At 60.9% G+C, this 18,450-nt stretch carries 16 protein-coding genes; 6 read left to right on the forward strand and 10 right to left on the reverse strand.

What is annotated here, in order from left to right; genetic code table 11:
• Positions 1-20 precede the first annotated feature (20 nt).
• Positions 21-1,982: a DNA topoisomerase IV subunit B gene (gene parE, locus EKK30_RS05495; RefSeq protein ID WP_290981452.1), complete on the forward strand. Its 1,962-nt coding sequence runs from the start codon at positions 21-23 to the stop codon at positions 1,980-1,982.
• Between the two features lie 97 nt (positions 1,983-2,079).
• Here the strand turns inward: parE and EKK30_RS05500 are convergent, their stop codons facing one another.
• The gene (locus tag EKK30_RS05500) at positions 2,080-3,480 is read right to left on the reverse strand and encodes a fatty acid desaturase (protein ID WP_290981456.1); all 1,401 of its coding nucleotides are present in this window, start codon (positions 3,478-3,480) and stop codon (positions 2,080-2,082) included.
• A gap of 714 nt (positions 3,481-4,194) precedes the next feature.
• Here EKK30_RS05500 and EKK30_RS05505 point away from each other — a divergent pair.
• On the forward strand, positions 4,195-5,829 hold the full coding sequence (locus EKK30_RS05505) for a DEAD/DEAH box helicase (protein ID WP_290981459.1): 1,635 nt from the start codon (positions 4,195-4,197) through the stop codon (positions 5,827-5,829).
• 47 nt (positions 5,830-5,876) lie between these two features.
• Here EKK30_RS05505 and EKK30_RS05510 read toward each other — a convergent pair whose 3' ends face one another.
• The 6 genes from EKK30_RS05510 to sufC form a co-directional block, all read right to left on the reverse strand.
• A complete protein-coding gene (locus EKK30_RS05510; protein ID WP_290981462.1) occupies positions 5,877-6,266 on the reverse strand; it encodes a TfoX/Sxy family protein in 390 nt (129 codons plus the stop codon).
• A gap of 22 nt (positions 6,267-6,288) precedes the next feature.
• Positions 6,289-6,672: an iron-sulfur cluster assembly accessory protein gene (locus tag EKK30_RS05515; protein WP_290981465.1), complete on the reverse strand. Its 384-nt coding sequence runs from the start codon at positions 6,670-6,672 to the stop codon at positions 6,289-6,291.
• Between the two features lie 69 nt (positions 6,673-6,741).
• Positions 6,742-7,227, reverse strand: a complete 486-nt coding sequence (locus EKK30_RS05520) for an SUF system Fe-S cluster assembly protein (RefSeq protein WP_290981468.1) — start codon at positions 7,225-7,227, stop codon at positions 6,742-6,744.
• Between the two features lie 11 nt (positions 7,228-7,238).
• The gene (locus EKK30_RS05525) at positions 7,239-8,522 is read right to left on the reverse strand and encodes a cysteine desulfurase (protein ID WP_290981471.1); all 1,284 of its coding nucleotides are present in this window, start codon (positions 8,520-8,522) and stop codon (positions 7,239-7,241) included.
• Positions 8,523-8,526: 4 nt separating this feature from the next.
• Entirely contained in the window at positions 8,527-9,864 is a 1,338-nt protein-coding gene (sufD, locus tag EKK30_RS05530; protein WP_290981474.1) for a Fe-S cluster assembly protein SufD, read from the reverse strand.
• Position 9,865: 1 nt separating this feature from the next.
• A complete protein-coding gene (sufC, locus tag EKK30_RS05535) occupies positions 9,866-10,621 on the reverse strand; it encodes a Fe-S cluster assembly ATPase SufC (RefSeq protein ID WP_290981477.1) in 756 nt (251 codons plus the stop codon).
• Between the two features lie 159 nt (positions 10,622-10,780).
• On the opposite strand from sufC, the gene EKK30_RS05540 reads away from it, so the two are divergent.
• Complete coding sequence (locus EKK30_RS05540) at positions 10,781-11,224, forward strand: hypothetical protein (protein WP_290981480.1); 444 nt, start codon at positions 10,781-10,783, stop codon at positions 11,222-11,224.
• Between the two features lie 27 nt (positions 11,225-11,251).
• Entirely contained in the window at positions 11,252-11,662 is a 411-nt protein-coding gene (locus EKK30_RS05545; protein ID WP_290981483.1) for a hypothetical protein, read from the forward strand.
• 107 nt (positions 11,663-11,769) lie between these two features.
• Here EKK30_RS05545 and sufB read toward each other — a convergent pair whose 3' ends face one another.
• On the reverse strand, positions 11,770-13,239 hold the full coding sequence (gene sufB / locus EKK30_RS05550; RefSeq protein WP_290981485.1) for a Fe-S cluster assembly protein SufB: 1,470 nt from the start codon (positions 13,237-13,239) through the stop codon (positions 11,770-11,772).
• A 51-nt stretch (positions 13,240-13,290) separates the two neighbouring features.
• Positions 13,291-14,865 (reverse strand): aminotransferase class V-fold PLP-dependent enzyme, encoded by a 1,575-nt coding sequence (locus EKK30_RS05555; RefSeq protein ID WP_290981488.1) that lies wholly within the window; start codon positions 14,863-14,865, stop codon positions 13,291-13,293.
• A gap of 303 nt (positions 14,866-15,168) precedes the next feature.
• Here EKK30_RS05555 and EKK30_RS05560 point away from each other — a divergent pair, with 303 nt between their 5' ends.
• On the forward strand, positions 15,169-15,957 hold the full coding sequence (locus tag EKK30_RS05560; RefSeq protein WP_290981491.1) for an alpha/beta hydrolase: 789 nt from the start codon (positions 15,169-15,171) through the stop codon (positions 15,955-15,957).
• 18 nt (positions 15,958-15,975) lie between these two features.
• On the opposite strand, the gene EKK30_RS05565 is transcribed toward EKK30_RS05560, so the two are convergent.
• Positions 15,976-17,097 carry an anhydro-N-acetylmuramic acid kinase gene (locus tag EKK30_RS05565; RefSeq protein WP_290981494.1) on the reverse strand — a complete coding sequence of 374 codons (1,122 nt, stop codon included), beginning with the start codon at positions 17,095-17,097 and terminating at the stop codon, positions 15,976-15,978.
• Positions 17,098-17,184: 87 nt separating this feature from the next.
• Between EKK30_RS05565 and tyrS the strand changes: the two genes are divergently transcribed.
• Positions 17,185-18,441 (forward strand): tyrosine--tRNA ligase, encoded by a 1,257-nt coding sequence (gene tyrS / locus EKK30_RS05570; RefSeq protein ID WP_290981497.1) that lies wholly within the window; start codon positions 17,185-17,187, stop codon positions 18,439-18,441.
• Positions 18,442-18,450 lie beyond the last annotated feature (9 nt).

Raw genomic sequence — 18,450 nt, forward strand, 5'->3', positions numbered from 1 at the left:
TTCCGGAATTTGAAAGCGAAATGACTGAGAAATCGTCGCGTGCCCGCAAGCCTGTCGAAAGCACTTACAGCGAAGAGCACATCGAAGTGCTCGAAGGGTTGGAGCCCGTGCGGCGCCGTCCCGGCATGTACATCGGCGGCACCGACGAGAAGGCGATGCATCACCTCTTCGCCGAGGTGATCGACAACTCCATGGACGAGGCAGTCGCCGGCCACGCCAGCTGGATCGAGGTCGAGCTTGCGACAGACGGTTTCCTGACAGTCACCGATAACGGCCGCGGCATTCCCATCGGGCCGCATCCGAAATACAAGAACAAGAGCGCGCTCGAAGTCGTGATGACGATCCTGCACGCCGGCGGCAAATTTGATTCCAAAGCCTACAACACCTCCGGCGGCCTGCACGGCGTCGGCGTTTCCGTGGTCAACGCGCTTTCCGAGACGCTCGAGATCCAGGTCGCACGCGATCAGCAACTCTATCGCATGGTTTTCTCCCGCGGCGAACCGCAGACGAAGCTCGAAAAGCTCGGTTCAATCATGAACCGGCGCGGCACGAAGGTTCGCTTCAAGCCGGACGAGAAGATTTTCGGCAAGGGCGCGGCGTTCAAGCCCTCGCGCGTCATGAAGATGGCGCGCTCCAAAGCTTATCTCTTCGGCGGGGTCGAAATCCGCTGGAAGTGCGCGCCTGAACTCATCAAGGACGACACGCCGCCCGAAGCCGTTTTCCATTTCCCTGGTGGCCTCAGCGATTACCTGACGTCCTCGATCGAAGGCCAGACCCGCGTCACAAAAGACATCTTTGCAGGCCGCGTTGAAAAAGACGGCGGTCACGGCTCGGTCGAATGGGCTGTCGCCTGGATTGCGGACGAGGACGGCTTTTCATCTTCCTACTGCAACACGATCCCGACGCCTGAGGGCGGCACGCACGAGAATGGTTTGCGCCAAGCGCTCTACAAGGGCCTCCGCGCCTACGGCGAGCTGGTCGGCGCTAAGAAGGCCCAGCAGATCACCTCCGAAGACGTGATGGGCACGGCCGCCTCGATGTTGTCGGTCTTCGTGCGCGAACCGGAATTCCAGGGCCAAACCAAGGACAAGCTCGCAACGGCCGAAGCAACGAAAATCGTCGAAACGGCGGTTCGCGACGCGTTCGACCACTGGCTTGCGGATTCCCCGCAGCAGGCGACGAAACTGCTCGAATGGACGATCGACCAGTCGGAAGAACGCCTGAAGCGCCGCCGCGAAAAGGAAGTCGGACGCCAGTCGGCAACACGAAAGCTCCGCCTTCCAGGCAAGCTCGCGGACTGCTCGATCCAGCAGGCAGCTGGCACCGAGATCTTCATTGTGGAAGGCGACTCCGCCGGCGGCAGCGCCAAGAGCGCGCGTGACCGCGAAACGCAAGCCATCTTGCCTCTGCGCGGCAAGATCCTGAACGTCGCCAACGCGTCCTCGGCGAAGCTGTCTCAGAACCAGTTGCTTGCTGATCTCATCCAGGCCCTGGGCGTTGGCACCGGCACCAAATATCGCGAAGAGGATCTGCGCTACGAGCGCGTGATCGTCATGACCGACGCGGACGTGGACGGCGCCCACATCGCGTCGCTGCTCATCACGTTCTTTTACCAGGAGATGCCGGAGCTGGTCGAAAACGGCCATCTCTTCTTAGCGGTGCCGCCCCTCTACAAGATTTCAGACAAGAGCGACGTTGTTTACGCCCGCACCGAAGCCCATCGCGACGAACTTCTGGCAACACACTTCAAGAACAAAAAGCCGAAGGTCACGCGCTTCAAAGGCCTGGGCGAGATGGACTTCAAGGATCTCAAGGAAACGACGATGGATAAGAGGCGCCGCACGCTGCTTCGCGTCTCCATCGCGGAAGGAGGGCGTGAAGGCCTTTCGGAAGTCGTCAGCGCGCTGATGGGATCAAAGCCTGAGGCCCGTTTCCGCTTCATTCAAGAGAATGCGGCTTTCGCAAAGGACCTCGACATCTGATCGGTCCGAATTGGGACCGGCTGCAATCGAGTAGCTTCGAGAAAAGCTTCTCGATTGAAGAACGGCGAGCGGATCAAGCCCGCAGTTGCAAGCCCGATCACTCGCCGCGTGCGGACGCTTCGCTCTCACGCCGAATGGCCTCGGCATCCCGAACATTGGCGTACTCGAGCGTATTGGTATCGACGTAGACTTCGCCGTCGGGCTTTGGCGCATACTTCTCGCCCAGCACTTCGATCACGGTCGGATTGCGCTCCGGCACTTCGCCGTGTGGCGAGTTGAAGTAGCCCTCGACCACGATGCCCTTCTCGCGATACTGCGGATCGTCCAGCAGCAGCTCGTGCAGACCCTTCAACTTGTAGTGCGGAACCGACGCATAAATGTGATGCGGCAGGTGATAGTCCATGCCGAACGGGAACACCGCATACCGAATGAACGGGTTCACGAGGAACACCCGCGTATTTGTATAGCGGCCACGATCGGCGTTTCCGTGCTGCACCCACTGGCGCATGATCATGAACAGCGGGAATGTCGTGAAAAGCGGTAGGATCCAGAGCAGACCGTAGTAGTTCCAGGCAGGACCCAAGCCCGACACCTCTACGGCGGTCAAAGCCGAATAGACGATTGCCATGAATACGATGCGGCTGATGCTTGTCGCCCGATGCGAGATCACGGTGTCAACATGAGCGTGCGGCAGCTTGCTCTCGTCCAGAAGCGAATAATAGGCGACCAGGAGAGCCGTTAAAGCACCGATCGCCGCGAAGGCCCACGGGCCATGCCCGGTCTTGATCAAGGTGATTGCTGCGATCGGAGCGACGACCGCGTAGAGCACGCCAGCCGTCGTCGGCAACCGATCTCCGCGATGCTCGCGGTCGATATAGGGGTTGTTGTCGTGACCCAGCGCGCTATATCGCGCCCGCACGATCATGTAGCGGAAGAGGTTCGGCAGCCAGAGCTGCTTGCCGAGTTCTTTTAGCATGTCGACGTGCGTGATCGGAAAATCGAGATCATGACCGCTGTCGTGAAGCTGCGCCCAATCCGGATCGCGCAGCGGATCGTTGATGAACTGGTGATGTGCGAGGTGATGCAGCCGGTATTGGAACGTCGACGTATAGATCGGAAAACCGCCGAGCCAATCCGACACCGCTTCGTTCAGGATCTTGTTCTCGAATAGCGTGAAGTGCGTGCCCTCGTGAATCACGCCTCCAAACTGATGCTGCGAGGCTCCCACGGCAGCGACGCACAGGAGCGTCATTGGGATGTTCCACCACCAGCCAAGGCCAGCCGCGGCCACCTCGGAATAGCTCCAGATCGTCAGGCCGACCGAGGCGGCGATGACGAGATAGACAAACCCGATGTGTGCAAAATTCGTGTAGTTATCGCGCTTCTTGAGTTCACGAATTGCATCGCCACGCCGGACTGGGCGAACAGACGCCTGATCTACCGCGCCAAGAGTGGCGCGCCGGGAAAAGCCGGCAGCAGAACCAGCATCGATTGTCATCGCTCGAGACCCTCGCGAAAATGCGCTGTGCTGTGGTCGCGCCGGAACGCCCTGACGCGAACGCTGCCTTACAGCGTCATCCACTTTGCTAACTCTGCACGCGTAGTGGGAGTCGGTTCCCGGCTACACCGACATCTCTAGGGCAGCGAATATTCAGGAAAAAGTCAATTTCGTTGATACGACATATAAGCTCTTCTCGAAGTGACAGATATTTCTGCCACAAATTCAAATCTGGGCCGCTCGCCGAAACTTTAAGTTCAAGTTGCTTACCAACGGCGGGCTCTGAAGTTCGAGCGCAGGGCGTCCTACTTTAGCCCAAGCCAGTTCGATCTAAGGACCTTGGCACCTCGGATTTCCGGCCTGTAAATTGCTTTTGGTCAGCCTTCAGACATCCCTGCAGGAGGCAGGTGCCGGCTGCGGGCCCCAACCCTAGTATCACCACGCAGGAGGCTATCGAGCCGGGGCTGTGACAGTACTTCGCGGGCTGTTCCGCCCGGATATTCCGGTTTTTCTTGCGATTCTTCGAGATGTATGCGAGCACCCGAGCGTGCCGGAGCGCAGGGGATCGATTTGCGCATTTTTAAATGCTTTTTTTGATCCGCACCCCTATTTGGCTTAGGTCCTTTCGGCACCCGTCCCCCTGCGCTCTTCAAAAGACCGTCTGACGCCCGCGCGTCTGGCGTTGTGAGCCTGTGCAGATGGAGATACCTGCTTTTGGAAACCAAGACGTTCGCTGACCTCGGGCTGTCGCCCAAGGTCCAAGCAGCCATAACCGCTGCTGGTTACGTCACGCCTACCCCCATTCAAGCCGCCGCCATCCCGGTCGCCGTGACCGGCCGCGATATTCTCGGCATCGCCCAGACGGGCACCGGCAAGACGGCGTCGTTCACGCTCCCGATGATCACGCGGCTCGAAACCGGCCGCGCCCGGGCCCGGATGCCCCGTTCGTTGATCCTCGCGCCGACGCGCGAGCTTGCAGCCCAGGTGGCGCAAAGCTTCGAGAAATACGGGATCAATCATAAGCTCTCGGTGGCGCTTCTCATCGGCGGCGTCTCGATGGACGATCAGGTCAAGAAGCTTGATCGCGGCGTGGACGTTCTCATTGCCACCCCGGGCCGGCTGCTCGATCATTTCGGTCGTGGCCGCGTCATGCTGATGGGCGTCGAAATCCTCGTCATCGACGAAGCCGACCGCATGCTCGACATGGGCTTCATTCCGGACATCGAGAAGATCTGCAAGCTTCTGCCGCCACGCCGCCAGACGCTGTTTTTCTCGGCAACAATGCCGCCGGAGATCACCCGCCTCGTCAATCAGTTCTTGACCAATCCCGAGCGAATTGAAGTCGCGAAGCCGGCGACGACAGCGAAGACCATTACGCAAAACTTCGTCTATTGCCCGAACGGCGAGGATTGGGCCAAGCGCGAAGTCCTCCGCAACATGATCCGCGACGGCAACGTCAAAAACGCGATCATCTTTTGCAACAGGAAGCGCGACGTCGCGGTCCTGCATAAGTCCCTCACGAAGCACGGCTTCAATGCCGGCGCCCTTCATGGCGACATGGATCAGTCGAGCCGCACGGATACGCTCGACAAGTTCCGCAAAGGCGAGATTATGCTGCTCGCGGCTTCAGACGTCGCCGCCCGCGGTCTCGACATCCCGGAAGTCTCCCACGTCTTCAATTTCGATCTGCCCTGGGCGGCCGACGACTACGTCCACCGCATCGGTCGCACGGGCCGCGCCGGACACGAGGGCCATTCCATCTCGCTGGTCAGCCCTGACGATCTGAAGTTCGTAAAAGACATCGAGAAGATCACAGGCGAAGCACCTGTTTGGGTCGGCGAACCACCATCCGAGGAAGACATCGCCGGAGCCGGAGCCGGAAAGCGTCGCCGTGGGCGCGGTGGTCGCGGACAGTCCCATGGCGGTCATGAGAGATCCGGCAAGCCGCACAATCGCGGTGGCGAGCAACGCCAGCGTGAAGAGAAGCCAAGGCCGGATCAGCGTGCGGAACGCCAGGCTGGACCAGCGCGCAAAAGCGAGGGCCAAACTGCGCCCGCTCGTAAGGAGCAGCCGCAGCCCGAACGTTCAGGACGCCCCGCCGCTCAGCCACGGCCCCAGCAGTCCCGCCAGGCGCCTCGCAACGATCAACCGGCGGTGGACGCCTGGACGGACGAGCCGCGAGCCGCCAAGCGTGTCGAACGCCCAGCAGAAAAGCGGCAACCCGCACCGGAGCAAGCTCGGAAATCAGCTCCACCCCCACCGCAAAAGGGTGGCCTGGGATTTGCGGAAAACATGCCGGCGTTCATGCGCAAGCCCTCCCGCCCGATGAAGGTCCCCGGTCGCGGGTAATCATCAGCGTCTCGGCGTGCGCGAAGGGGTGTTCTGCAGCCCGCAGACTATCGCGCAGGCTTTTTGCGCTTCGCCTTCGCCGGAGACCGCCGAGGGGTCTTGGCTGCCGCGACCTCCCGAGCAGCACTAATCGATGCGCGAGCCCAGTCTTGCAATTCGTCGGGCTCGTCGAGCAACCTGTCAGGCAAGCGCCAATACGAGGTGAGCTGCGTGCGTCCGGTCTTCGTGGTGTAGGAGAAGGCCGCTGATCCCTCGTCCGCAAACCGAGTGCGGCCGGCGTCGGATGTTTTGAGGTAGATCGTACCGCCCGTGATAATGGCGAAGAAGGTTCCGTCAGAATAGACGCCTAGGCCGCCGAACATCCGGCGACCGCTAACCGAACCGTCGCGCTCGAGAGCATCTTTCAGTATTTGAAGAAGATCCTCGTTCGCGGACATAGCGTTACTGTCCGCCCGTGGATCAGCCCGCGGGCGCCAGACCGGGCGGCGTAGCCGGCTCGATGTTGACGCTCTCGCCGCACCCGCACGCGCTCTTTTGGTTCGGATTGTTGAAAACGAACTGCGAGGACAGCTTGTCGGTCTTGTAGTCCATCTCGGTGCCGAGCAAGTACATCACCGCCGGCGCATCGATGATCACCACGGCGCCCTTATCCTCGATCACTTCGTCGAACTTACCGATCTCCTCCGCCCACGACATGGTGTATTCCATGCCGGCGCAACCGCCCTTTTTGATGCCGATCTTCAGCGCCTTGACGCCGGGCTTCTGCGCAAGCAGCGACGCCACGCGCGCCGCAGCGGCATCCGTCAGCGTCATGACTTTTGGCATCATTCTAAGCGAGGGCACAGCGGGCCTCCCTGAGTCTTAAGTGTTGGACCAGTATATGGGAACTCGGCATGCGAAAGCGAGGCCGCATCAGAACATGCCCACCGCGAGCCGCGCTTCGTCCGACATCCGGCTTTGATCCCACGGCGGATCGAACACGATGTTGACCTTCGTGCCGGCGACACCGGGCACGGCATTGACCGCGTTTTCAACCCATATCGGCATCTCGCCGGCAACCGGACAACCCGGCGCGGTGAGGGTCATGGTGACGATGACGTTTCGATCGTCATCGACATCGACCTTGTAGATCAGTCCCAGCTCGTAGATGTCGGCGGGAATTTCCGGATCGTAGACTGTCTTGAGCGCCGCGATGATGTCCGTCGTCAGGCGGTCGATCTCTTCGGGCGGCAAGGCAGAGGTATCACTGCTCGCCTTCTCTGGTCCTTCCGGCGGCGCCATGTTGGGCTCCGCATCGTGCGAGACATCGCAAGCCGCAGGCGCGGGAGACGGCGCGTCAAGCGACTCGACCGCTGCCTTGAGCGCCTCGCGATCCTCGATCGGCTTCCTGTCATCCATGCGGAAGCTCCTTACGCAAAAAGATCATGGGCTTTGGACAGCGCCGCGACGAGCGCGTCGGCCTCCGCCTTCGTATTGTACAACGCAAAAGACGCCCGGCACGTTGCACTCACCCCAAGCCGGTCCATCAGCGGCTGTGCGCAGTGATGCCCGGCGCGGATCGCGACGCCCGACCTGTCTATGATCGTGGAGACGTCGTGCGGGTGCAGGCCGTCAACGGTGAACGAGAAAATCGCGCCTTTGCCAGGAGCCGTTCCGTAGAGCTTCAACCAGGGCAGCTCAGCAAGCCTATCCGCAGCGTAAGCACCGACCTCCGCCTCATATCGTGCGATCTTCTCGCGGCCGACCTGCATCATGTAGTTCAGCGCCGCGCTCAGCCCTACGGCCTCGACGATGGCGGGAGTGCCGGCCTCGAAGCGATGCGGCGGCTCGTTATACGTGACGTTGTCGACCGTCACGCTCTCGATCATGTCGCCGCCGCCTTCGTACGGCGGCATCGCGGCGAGCAGCTGGCGTTTGCCGTACAGCACGCCAATGCCGGAAGGCCCGTACGTCTTGTGCCCGGTGAATACGTAGAAATCGGCATCGAGATCGCGCACGTCGACGCCCATGTGTACGGCCGCCTGGCTGCCGTCGATCAGCACCGGCACGCCTTTGGCGTGCGCGATGCGAATGATCTCCTTCACGGGATTGATCGTGCCCAGCACGTTCGACATGTGCGTGACGGCAACGATCTTCGTACGTTTCGTAATCAGGCTGTCGAGCTTCTCGATGATCAGCTCGCCGCGATCGGTCATCGGCGCCCACTTCAGCACGGCGCCGTTCTTCGCTCGCAGGAAATGCCAAGGCACGATGTTGGCGTGATGCTCCATGATCGTGATCAGGATCTCATCGCCATTACCGATCCGCGGCTCGCCGAAGGAGCGCGCCACCAGGTTGATCGCGCTCGTCGCGTTGCGCGTGAAGATGATCTCGTCGGCATGCTCGGCATTGAGAAAGCGGCGTACGGTTTCGCGCGCAGCTTCGTATTTATCCGTCGCCGTATTCGACAAGAAGTGCAGTCCGCGATGCACGTTCGCGTATTCATAACGATAGGCGTGATCCATCGCCTCGATCACGGAAAGCGGCTTTTGCGCCGATGCCCCATTGTCGAGATAGACGAGCGGCTTGTCGTTCACCTGGCGAAACAGGATCGGAAAATCCGCGCGGATGCGCTCCACATCGTAAGGCGCGCCCGTCAGGCCCGCTTGCGATGCGCTGCTTCTCACAGCTGCTATGCTTGTGTCTCGTCCCATGAACCTATCCGCGAGGTGAGCGCCCTAACCACTGCATCGTGTAGGCGGTCAGCGCGTCCCGAAGCTGCTCGTTTTCCACCTTGTCGATGGCTTCACCAATAAAGGATTCGATCATCAGCGCCCGCGCTTCATTCTCCGGGATGCCGCGCGAACGGCAGTAGAAAAGAAGATCCGGATCAAGCTGCGCCGAGGTGGTACCGTGCCCGCAAACAACATCGTCGGCATAGATCTCGAGCTCGGGCTTGGAATCGAATTCGGCGTCTTCCGAGAGCATCAGAGCTTGCGACATCTGCTTGCCGTCGGTCTTCTGCGCGTCCGGCCGGACGATGATCTTGCCCTGGAACACGCCCCGCCCGCGCCCGTCGAGCACGCCCTTGAACAGCTCGCGGCTTTCGCATCGCGGCACTGCATGGTCCACGACCAGGGTCGTGTCGATATGCTCGGCATGCCTAGCGAGATAGGCGCCTGAGAGGTCGATCTTTCCGCCTTCACCTTCGAAAATGATGTTTTGATTGTTGCGTGCGAGGCCGAGCCCCGCCGAGAACTGGAAGCTCCGATAAGTTGCATCAGCCGCCAGCGTCACGTCCCAGTTGGACAGATGCAGCGCCTTGCCTTCATCGGCCGCAACCTTCGCATGCCGGAGCGTGGCCCCCTTCCCGACCGCAACTTCCGTTAGCGCGTTGAGCTGGGCGTCGTGCGTGGATCCCGGCAATACGACGTGCGCTTCGATGATCTCCGCCGAAGCCTTCTCGCCAACGCTCAAGAAATTGCGGACTGCAACCGATTGCGCCTGCGTTCCGGCGCGGACGAAGACCAGCAACAGCGGCTTCGCAAGCGATGCACCACCTTCAATGGTAACAACCGCCCCGTCCGTCATGAAGGCCGTGTTGAGCGTTTCGACCGCATCGCCGCCTTCCGGAGTCGAAATCATCGGCGCGATCACGTCTTCGGACGCGCCCGATAGCAATTCGCCGAGCGGCGCGATCATCGCCCCCGCGGCATCTGAGAAGTCGCCAAGGTCCGCGCGATAGTGGCCGTTGACGAACACAACCCGATGCGCGTCGACGTGCGCAAGGGGTCCGAGCGCCACCAGCAACTCCGCGATCGTCAACGGCGTAGCGTCATTGATCGCCGATGGCAGCACATCCTTCACGTTGACGCGCAGGTCCGTGTACTTCCATTCCTCGATGCGCCGATGCGGCAGACCGAGGCCGCTGAACGCACCGATCGCCTGCGATCGCCGCGCCTTGACCGCCGCGCTCCCGGGAAGCTTCTCGGCAACCGCCTCGAAGTTCTCCGCGATGGCTTGCTCGGCCTTTGTCTTCATCACTGCAACGTTCATATTACGCCGCCTTATGCGTGTATTCTGCGTAGCCCGATTTCTCGAGTTCGAGCGCCAGTTCCTTGCCGCCGGTCTTCTGGATGCGGCCGTCCGCGAGCACATGCACCTTATCGGGCACGATGTAGTTCAACAGCCGCTGATAGTGCGTGATGACGACGAAGGCGCGATCCTTATCGCGTAGCGCGTTGACGCCTTCCGACACGATACGCAGCGCATCGATGTCGAGGCCGGAATCCGTTTCATCGAGCACGCAGAGGGTCGGCTCGAGCAGCGCCATCTGCAGTATCTCGGAGCGCTTCTTCTCGCCGCCCGAGAAACCGACGTTGACCGGACGCTTCAGCATCTCGATGTCGATGTTGAGCTTCTGCCCCTTTTCCTTCACGAGTTTCAGGAAGGCAGGCGTGGTGAGTTCGGCTTCTCCACGCTTCTTGCGCACGGAGTTGAGCGCCGTCCGCAGGAACGTGAGCCCAGCGACGCCCGGAATTTCCATCGGGTACTGGAACGCCAGGAAGACGCCCTTTGCGGCGCGTTCGTCCGGCTCCATGTCGATGATCGATTCACCCTTCCAGAGGATGTCACCGCCAGTCACTTCATAGCCATCGCGCCCAGCCAACACGTAAGCCAGCGTCGACTTCCCCGAGCCGTTCGGCCCCATGATGGCGTGGACTTCACCGGCAGGCACGGTCAGCGACAGCCCCTTGAGGATCTCGCGACCCTCGTCCTCAAGCTTCACGTGCAAATTTTTGATCTCAAGCATTTACGTCGACCTGTTCTTCTACGATTGAAATCTGCGAGTCTTTTCCGAGGGCGCAACCTGCGTCCTTGCCACAGCTGAACAAACAAATGCCAAGGGGACGTTGACCGTCTTTCGCATGTCGTGCAGCACTGCGGCGGGGAAGGCGGGGGACTTTGCGATATGCGGCGTCTGGCAGGATGCGTTAGCGCCCTGATACTTGCCGGTTGTTCTTCGGGTCTGGGACCGGACGCAAGTAATCGCCTGCCCGCGCTCGCGGCGGCGCACGGCTCCGCGGTCAATCTCTACTGGCCATGTCTCGTCGATGTCCCCGCACCACAGATCTTGCGCGACAACTATCGGGTCGAGATCGACGGCAGGGATGTCGGCGAAATGACCAGATGCGGTTACGGCCGCTTCGAGGTTACCGAAGGCCGCCACGCAATCCGTTTGCGCTCTCCCTTGTTGTTGGACGTCGCGGGAGCTTTCGGAATGAAGGGTGCCGAATACACCATTCCGCCTAACGGGCCCATCTACATTCGGCTGAGCTATTTTCGATATGTCGAATACCAGCAGGTCGCCCCAGACGTGGGCATCCGCGAGATCACCGCAATGGCCAAGAGTTGAAGTTGAACCGGCAGGAGTCTGCTCACGATGAAAAACGTTTTCGCCGTCCTCGCCTTCGCAACCATCGGCGCCCTGCCGGCCGAAGCCGGCGAGCTTTACATCATCTCCCGATGCGCGCCGATCCAGGTTTTGACAGGCTTCAAGACCGACCTCTTTGAATCCTCCAGCCCGGTGTTCGTTGACGGCAAACTGGTGGGCAATCTGAAAATCTGCGACGCCCTTCGCGCTTCGGTTGGAGCGGGTAATCATAACCTTCGCGTTAAGCTGGCCGGAAAAAGCGATTACGGCGTTTCCAGCGATGCTGGCATCCGAGTTCCCACTGGCAGTGGAACTGTGTACGTCGTCATGGGCGACAACAGTTTCACTTGGGCTGACGTCGTGAATGGCGAAGATGGCCGGCAGTTCCTCGCCAACGTTCGCCAAGCCAATGGCAAATAGCTGCGGAGACAGCTTCGCCGCGGCGAGGGATTTACGCACGCCTAGCTGCCCAGACCCGCGCGGAAACGCCACCGGCAAAACTCCTGAATGATGTGCGGATATTCCGCTCACCCCACGCTCCCTTCAAGGCTGATGCCAATCAGCTTCTGGCTTTCGGCCATGAACTCCATCGGCAGCTGCTGCAGCACATCGCGGACGAAACCATTGACGACCAGCGCCACCGCCTCTTCCGACGAAAGCCCGCGCTGGCGGCAATAGAACAGCATGTCGTCGGAAATTTTCGAGGTCGTGGCCTCATGCTCGAAGTGCGCGCTCGAATTCTTCGCTTCGATGTACGGCACCGTATGCGCACCGCACTTGTCGCCGATGAGCAGGGAATCGCAGTTCGTAAAGTTGCGCACGTTCGTCGCTTTGCGATGTGCCGACACAAGGCCGCGATATGTATTCTGCGAATGGCCAGCCGCGATGCCCTTCGAGATGATCCGGCTCGACGAATTCTTGCCGAGGTGAATCATCTTCGTGCCGCTGTCGACCTGCTGATAGCCGCTCGAAACCGCGATCGAATAGAATTCGCCGCGCGAATAATCGCCGCGTAAAATGCAGCTCGGATATTTCCACGTGATCGCCGAGCCCGTTTCGACCTGCGTCCACGAGATCTTTGAGTAATGCCCTCGGCAATCGCCGCGCTTGGTCACGAAATTATAGACGCCGCCCTTGCCGTTCGCATCGCCCGGATACCAGTTCTGGACGGTTGAGTATTTGATCTCAGCTTCATCAAGAGCGACAAGCTCAACAACGGCGGCGTGCAGCTGATGCTCATCGCGCATCGGCGCCGTGCAGCCTTCGAGATACGACACATACGCGCCCCGGTCCGCGATGATAAGCGTGCGCTCGAACTGGCCCGTCTGCTTGGCGTTGATGCGGAAGTAGGTCGAAAGCTCCATCGGACAGCGCACGCCTTCCGGCACGTAGACGAAAGAGCCGTCCGAGAACACCGCCGAATTCAGCGCCGCATAGAAGTTGTCGGACTGCGGCACCACGGAACCCAGATACTTACGCACGAGCTCGGGATGCTCGCGCACCGCTTCCGAGATCGAGCAGAAGATGACGCCCGCTTTCTTCAGTTCGTCCTTGAAGGTCGTCACGACGGAAACGCTGTCGAACACGGCATCGACGGCCACGCGCGACCCCTGCACACCGGCCAGCACTTCTTGCTCTCTGAGCGGGATGCCGAGCTTCTTGTAGGTCTCCAGCAACTCCGGATCGACTTCGTCCAGGCTCTTAGGCCCTTCGGTCGATTTCGGCGCGGAGTAGTAATAAAGATCCTGAAAATCGATCTTGGGATAATGAACCTTCGCCCACGTCGGTTCGGTCATTGCCTTCCAACGCGTGAACGCTTCCAGGCGCCAATTGAGCAGCCACTCGGGCTCGCCTTTCTTGGCCGAAATGAATCGCACCGTCGATTCATCAAGGCCCTTTGGCGCCGTAACGCTGTCGATCAGCGTTTCGAACCCGTATTTGTACTGGTCGACATCGATCTTTCGGACTTGATCGATCGTCTCCTGAACAGCAGCCATTTCTTCGTCTCTCTATTTATGCGCCACCTTTCGGCAGCGCTGAACCTTCCGTCAGGCAGCGAGCGCGGGCTCGCCTGCAATTGATTTCCATGCGGCAAGAAAAGCCGCGATATCGTCCTCTGTCGTCGTGGGACCAAGACTGACGCGGATGGTGCCCGCGGCGAGATCCGGGCCTAGCCCCATCGCCTCCAGCACGTGGCTCGCGCCGACTTTGCCAGACGAACAAGCGGAACCCGCGCTCACCGCGATCCCCGCAAGATCGAGGCGAATGACGAGCGTTTCCGCGAGCTTTCCCGGGAGCGCAACAGCTGTGGTGTTCGCAAGCCGTGGCGCGCCCTCGCCAATGATCACCGCATGTGGGCTGATGCGCTTTAGTCCAGCTTCCAGCTTGTCGCGCAGTGCCGCCACCCCGCCAGCGCTCTCAAGATCGCGCCTGGCAACGTTTGCCGCTGCACCAAAGCCTGCGATGGCCGGAAGGTTCTCGGTCCCTGCACGCCGCCGCCGCTCCTGTCCGCCGCCCCGGATCATCGGCGCGAGATCCACATGGTCGCGAATGACCAGTGCGCCAACTCCTTTAGGACCGCCGAATTTATGCGCCGACAGAGCCAGCGTCTCGACGCCCAGCGCAGCGAAATCGATCGCCAGCCGCCCTGCGGCCTGAACGGCGTCGATGTGCACTTTTATCCCGTGGGCGCGCGCAAGTTCCGCGATCTCGGCCACCGGCTGAATAACGCCGGTCTCGTTATTCGCCATCTGCACGGCGAGCAGCGCAGGAGCAGCGAAGCTCCGCGACGAGAGCAGGGCGGAAAGATCGGCGACCTTCACGACGCCATCGCGTGCCACCGGCAGCATGACAAGCTCGGCCGTTGAGGCGCGGGCGGGTGCCAGCACGGAATCATGCTCAATGCCGCTCGTAATGATCGTCGCCCATCGTTGGGCCAAAGCCCAGGAATTTGCTTCGCTCGCGCCGCTGGTGAAAACGATCTCGGAAGGCTTGGCGCCGACAAGCTGCGCCACGCTTTCGCGAGCACTTTCGATGATGGATCTCGCGCGGCGGCCTTCACTGTGAACCGATGAGGGATTGCCGACGACATCGAGCGCTTCGATCATCGCGGCCTTAGCCTCCGACCTGAGAGGCGCAGTCGCGTTGTAGTCGAGATAGGTCCGATGCGCTTCCGGCCGGCTCGGCTTTGCCCCCCCGCGCGTGGGACCGGCCGAGTACCTTCCACCCGCGATCACATCGGCCAAACTGACCGATGCCAGGAACTTGCCGTTCACATCGCTTAAAGCGCTCCAGAGACCGTGCGTGACGCACGGCGACACGGCCGAACAGCGCGGATCATTTTGCGTGCAACGGGTGAAGCGCGTCTCTTCCTCGACGGCCTCCATGATTGAGGCGATCGAAATCTGACCCGAAGGTTTCGCGAGCCTATAGCCGCCGGAACGTCCCCGCGCGCTCTCGACGAGGCCCGCACGGCGGAGCGGCACGAAAAGCTGTTCCAGATAGGAGAGCGGCAGGCTTTGGCGCTCCGCCACGACCGAAAGCGGCGTCGCGCTCTCGTCGGAATGGCCGGCGAGATCCGCCATGGCCATGACCGCGTACCGGCCTTTGGTCGTCAGTTCCACGTACTCAAATCCTCGGACTGTCGTCGCCCCAAGTGGCGGCGGAATCCCTGTCGAACGCATCCTTAGCTTGCATCCGGCACCCCGGACTGTGCTAAGAGACCCGCCCTACCGGAGGCCCGTGCGTTTACCGCGTTGAGCCCCTACATTTCGAACGGTTCTAAAGTTATGGAAATCCTGAGCGCTGGAGTCAAGGATTGAGAGTAAGAACCACAAGGATTTGAACGCCAAATGGCCGCAGGGCCATTCATCAACGTCCCCCAGCGCCGATTCAGCCCCAATCACGAGCGAGACCGAGAACTTCTGATGCCCGAACTTATTATCAATGGCCCCGGCGGACGCCTTGAGGCCCGTTACCACCACGAGAGCAACGCGGACAGCCCGATCGCGCTGATCCTGCACCCCCATCCGCAGTTCGGGGGGACGATGAACAACCAAGTCGTCTACTCGCTCTATCACACGTTCGCTGCGCGCGGATTTTCTGTGCTCCGCTTCAATTTCCGCGGCGTCGGTCGCAGCCAGGGCGTCTGGGATGGCGGCCCGGGAGAATTGGCGGACGCGGCCTCAGCACTCGACTGGCTCCAGCTCGTCAAACCCGATGCCAAAACCTGCTGGATCGCCGGCGTTTCATTCGGCACCTGGATCGCCATGCAGCTCCTGATGCGCCGGCCCGAGGTCGACGGCTTCATCTGCGTCGCACCGCCATCCAATCTCTACGACTTCTCGTTCCTCGCGCCATGTCCGTCGTCCGGCCTGATCGTCAACGGCGACATGGACCGCGTTGTGCCGACGGCATCTGTTGTCGAGATGGCCGCCAAGGTGAAGGTGCAGAAGGGTATCAAGATCTCTCACGAGGTCATCGCCGGTGCGAACCACTTCTTCGAAAACAAGACCGAGGAATTGGGCAATATCGTCGGCACCTACCTCGATGAGCGCATGGTCCAATTCGAACTCGACCGGGAGCGCAACAAGGAGCGCGAACGGGAGCGCGAACGCGAACGTCAGCGCCAGCGCGAACTTGAGCGCCTCGAGGCTCAAAGCGCGCCGTCTGCCGGCTCGGGCTCCGGTGGCGATGACGACGGCGACGACGAATAAGCGCTGCTTTGCTACCTATTAATGAATGACATGAGCGGCGGGATCGGCTCGAAGTCCGCCGCTCATGGGTTTCTCGACCCCAGTCGTTCCGGGGAACGTTAGGGGCAATCCGCGGATCGATCGAACTGCGAGATAGGCCCACGCTTCGGCTTCCAGAGCATCGCCGTCGAGCCCTATCGCCTCAGCCGGCACCACGGCGTGATGCACTTGCTCGGCCAGCATTCGCATGATCATCCGATTGCGCCGCCCGCCCCCCGCGACGACCCATAGTTCCGGCTCCGCCGGCATGTACTCGCGCCCTTTCGCTATCGCCCTTGCCGTGAACGCCGTCAGGGTCGCCGCCCCGTCTTCGACGCTCAAGCTTTCGACGGGAGCCGTCGAAAACGAATTCCGATCGAGAGACTTGGGCGGCGTCTTGGCAAAGAACCCATGGCTCAGGAGCGCGATCATCGCGTCTTCGTTGACTTCTCCCTGCGCGGCGGTGGCGCCCTCGGAATCCAGGTAAGCGCCGGACTTTTTCAGCATCCAATCGTTGAGAAGCGCATTGCCCGGTCCCGTATCGAACGCGAGCAGCGTCCCGTCCGCACCAATCCACGTGAGATTGGCGACACCCCCGATATTGACGATCGCGATCGGCCGTTGCGGCAGCTTCGCGACCAGAGCCCGATGATAGGCAGGCACCAGCGGCGCACCTTCGCCGCCTGCCGCCACGTCGGCCGCGCGCAAGTCATATATAACGGGCCGCCGCGTGAAGTCCGCGAGCATCTGGCCCAGGCCAAGCTGAACCGTCAGACCGATCTCAGGCCTATGCAGCACGGTCTGGCCGTGAAAACCGATTACATCGACCGACGCCAGCGAAATTCCGGCTTCTTTGCAGAACTTCGTCACGGCGACGCCGTGCGTTTCGGTCAGCTGGCGTTCGGCGTCGTCCAATGATGCCGGCCGCGCATCCCGTGATTGCAGGTCCCTCGCATCGGCGAGGGCATTGATGAGCACGCGTCGCAGGGCATCGTCATAGGGGAAGGTCATTCCCGGCCCCCGGATCACCTGCAGCTCACCGTCGGTCTCGATCATCGCGACATCGATGCCGTCGAGCGAAGTGCCGCTCATCAGCCCGATCGCCTTCATCAACTTGCTCATCGCGACCTTCCCGTGCATGGTGCCGCCGCCTCGCGGCAAGGCTTTGAAACATAGCCCGCATCGACCGAAGTGAAAGCCTCTATTACAATGACGACACCGAAATCCGAATTTCTCAAGACCATGACCGAGCGTGGCTTTTTCCACCAGTGCTCGGACCTTGCAGGATTGGACAAGCTGGCCGAGGACGGCCAGATCGTCGCCTATGTCGGCTATGATTGCACAGCGCCATCCCTTCATGTCGGATCGCTGATCTCGATCATGATGTTGGCTTGGTTGCAGAAGCTCGGCGGCAAACCGATCGCGCTGATGGGCGGCGGCACCACCCGCGTCGGCGACCCTTCCGGCAAGGACGAAACGCGCCAGATGCGCTCGATCGAAGAGATCGAGGCGAACAAGAACGGCATCAAGCAGGTATTCGCGAAATTCCTGCAATTCGGCGAGGGCCGCTCAGACGGACTGATGGTCGACAACGCCGATTGGCTCGCGCCTCTCAATTACATCGAGTTCCTCCGCGACGTCGGCCGACACTTCTCCGTCAACCGCATGCTGACGATGGACAGCGCCAAGCTTCGCCTGGATCGAGAGCAGGAGCTGTCGTTCATCGAATTCAACTACATGCTGCTGCAGGCCTACGACTTCGTCGAACTCAATCGCCGCTATGGCACCAACGTGCAGATGGGCGGCTCCGACCAATGGGGCAACATCGTCACCGGCATCGATCTGGGCCGCCGCATGGGCGTCAAGGATCCGCTTTACGCCTTGACGTGTCCGCTATTGACGACGGCGTCGGGCGCCAAGATGGGCAAGACTGCCGCCGGAGCCATCTGGCTGAACGAGGCGCAGCTTTCCGCATACGACTACTGGCAGTTCTGGCGGAACACCGAGGACGCCGACGTCAGCCGCTTCCTGAAGCTCTTCACGTTTCTCCCGCTCGCTGAGATCGCGAAGCTCGAACAGCTTCAGGGATCCGAAATCAACGAGGCGAAAAAGGTTTTGGCGACCGAAGCCACCGCGCTTCTCCATGGTCGAGAGAAAGCCGAAGCCGCCGCCGAGACGGCGCGCAAAACATTCGAGCAGGGTGCGCTCGCCTCTGACCTGCCGACCGTCGAAATACCGCAGGCCGATCTCGATCTCGGGCTCGGCGTCCTTTCGGCTTTCGTCAAAGCGGGGCTTGTCGCCTCCAACAGCGAGGCACGCCGTCAGATCCAGGGTGGTGGTCTGAAGGTCAACGACGAGACTGTTACGAACGACAAGGCCAGCTTGTCACGATCGGATGCCACCGCGACAGGCTTCATCAAGCTGTCGCTCGGAAAGAAAAAGCACGTTCTTCTGAAGCCAGTTTGAAACAAACCG

It is taken from the genome of Hyphomicrobium sp., assembly GCF_003987855.1.
Lineage (GTDB): Bacteria > Pseudomonadota > Alphaproteobacteria > Rhizobiales > Hyphomicrobiaceae > Hyphomicrobium_B.

What these genes read in the sequence shown, in the direction of transcription:
- parE (WP_290981452.1), top strand. Translation starts at nt 21, where the DNA reads ATGACTGAGAAATCGTCGCGTGCCCGCAAGCCTGTCGAAAGCACTTAC.
- EKK30_RS05500 (WP_290981456.1), bottom strand. Translation starts at nt 3,480, where the DNA reads ATGACAATCGATGCTGGTTCTGCTGCCGGCTTTTCCCGGCGCGCCACT.
- EKK30_RS05510 (WP_290981462.1), bottom strand. Translation starts at nt 6,266, where the DNA reads ATGTCCGCGAACGAGGATCTTCTTCAAATACTGAAAGATGCTCTCGAG.
- EKK30_RS05520 (WP_290981468.1), bottom strand. Translation starts at nt 7,227, where the DNA reads ATGGATGACAGGAAGCCGATCGAGGATCGCGAGGCGCTCAAGGCAGCG.
- EKK30_RS05525 (WP_290981471.1), bottom strand. Translation starts at nt 8,522, where the DNA reads ATGGGACGAGACACAAGCATAGCAGCTGTGAGAAGCAGCGCATCGCAA.
- sufD (WP_290981474.1), bottom strand. Translation starts at nt 9,864, where the DNA reads ATGAACGTTGCAGTGATGAAGACAAAGGCCGAGCAAGCCATCGCGGAG.
- sufC (WP_290981477.1), bottom strand. Translation starts at nt 10,621, where the DNA reads ATGCTTGAGATCAAAAATTTGCACGTGAAGCTTGAGGACGAGGGTCGC.
- EKK30_RS05540 (WP_290981480.1), top strand. Translation starts at nt 10,781, where the DNA reads ATGCGGCGTCTGGCAGGATGCGTTAGCGCCCTGATACTTGCCGGTTGT.
- EKK30_RS05545 (WP_290981483.1), top strand. Translation starts at nt 11,252, where the DNA reads ATGAAAAACGTTTTCGCCGTCCTCGCCTTCGCAACCATCGGCGCCCTG.
- sufB (WP_290981485.1), bottom strand. Translation starts at nt 13,239, where the DNA reads ATGGCTGCTGTTCAGGAGACGATCGATCAAGTCCGAAAGATCGATGTC.
- EKK30_RS05560 (WP_290981491.1), top strand. Translation starts at nt 15,169, where the DNA reads ATGCCCGAACTTATTATCAATGGCCCCGGCGGACGCCTTGAGGCCCGT.
- EKK30_RS05565 (WP_290981494.1), bottom strand. Translation starts at nt 17,097, where the DNA reads ATGAGCAAGTTGATGAAGGCGATCGGGCTGATGAGCGGCACTTCGCTC.
- tyrS (WP_290981497.1), top strand. Translation starts at nt 17,185, where the DNA reads ATGACGACACCGAAATCCGAATTTCTCAAGACCATGACCGAGCGTGGC.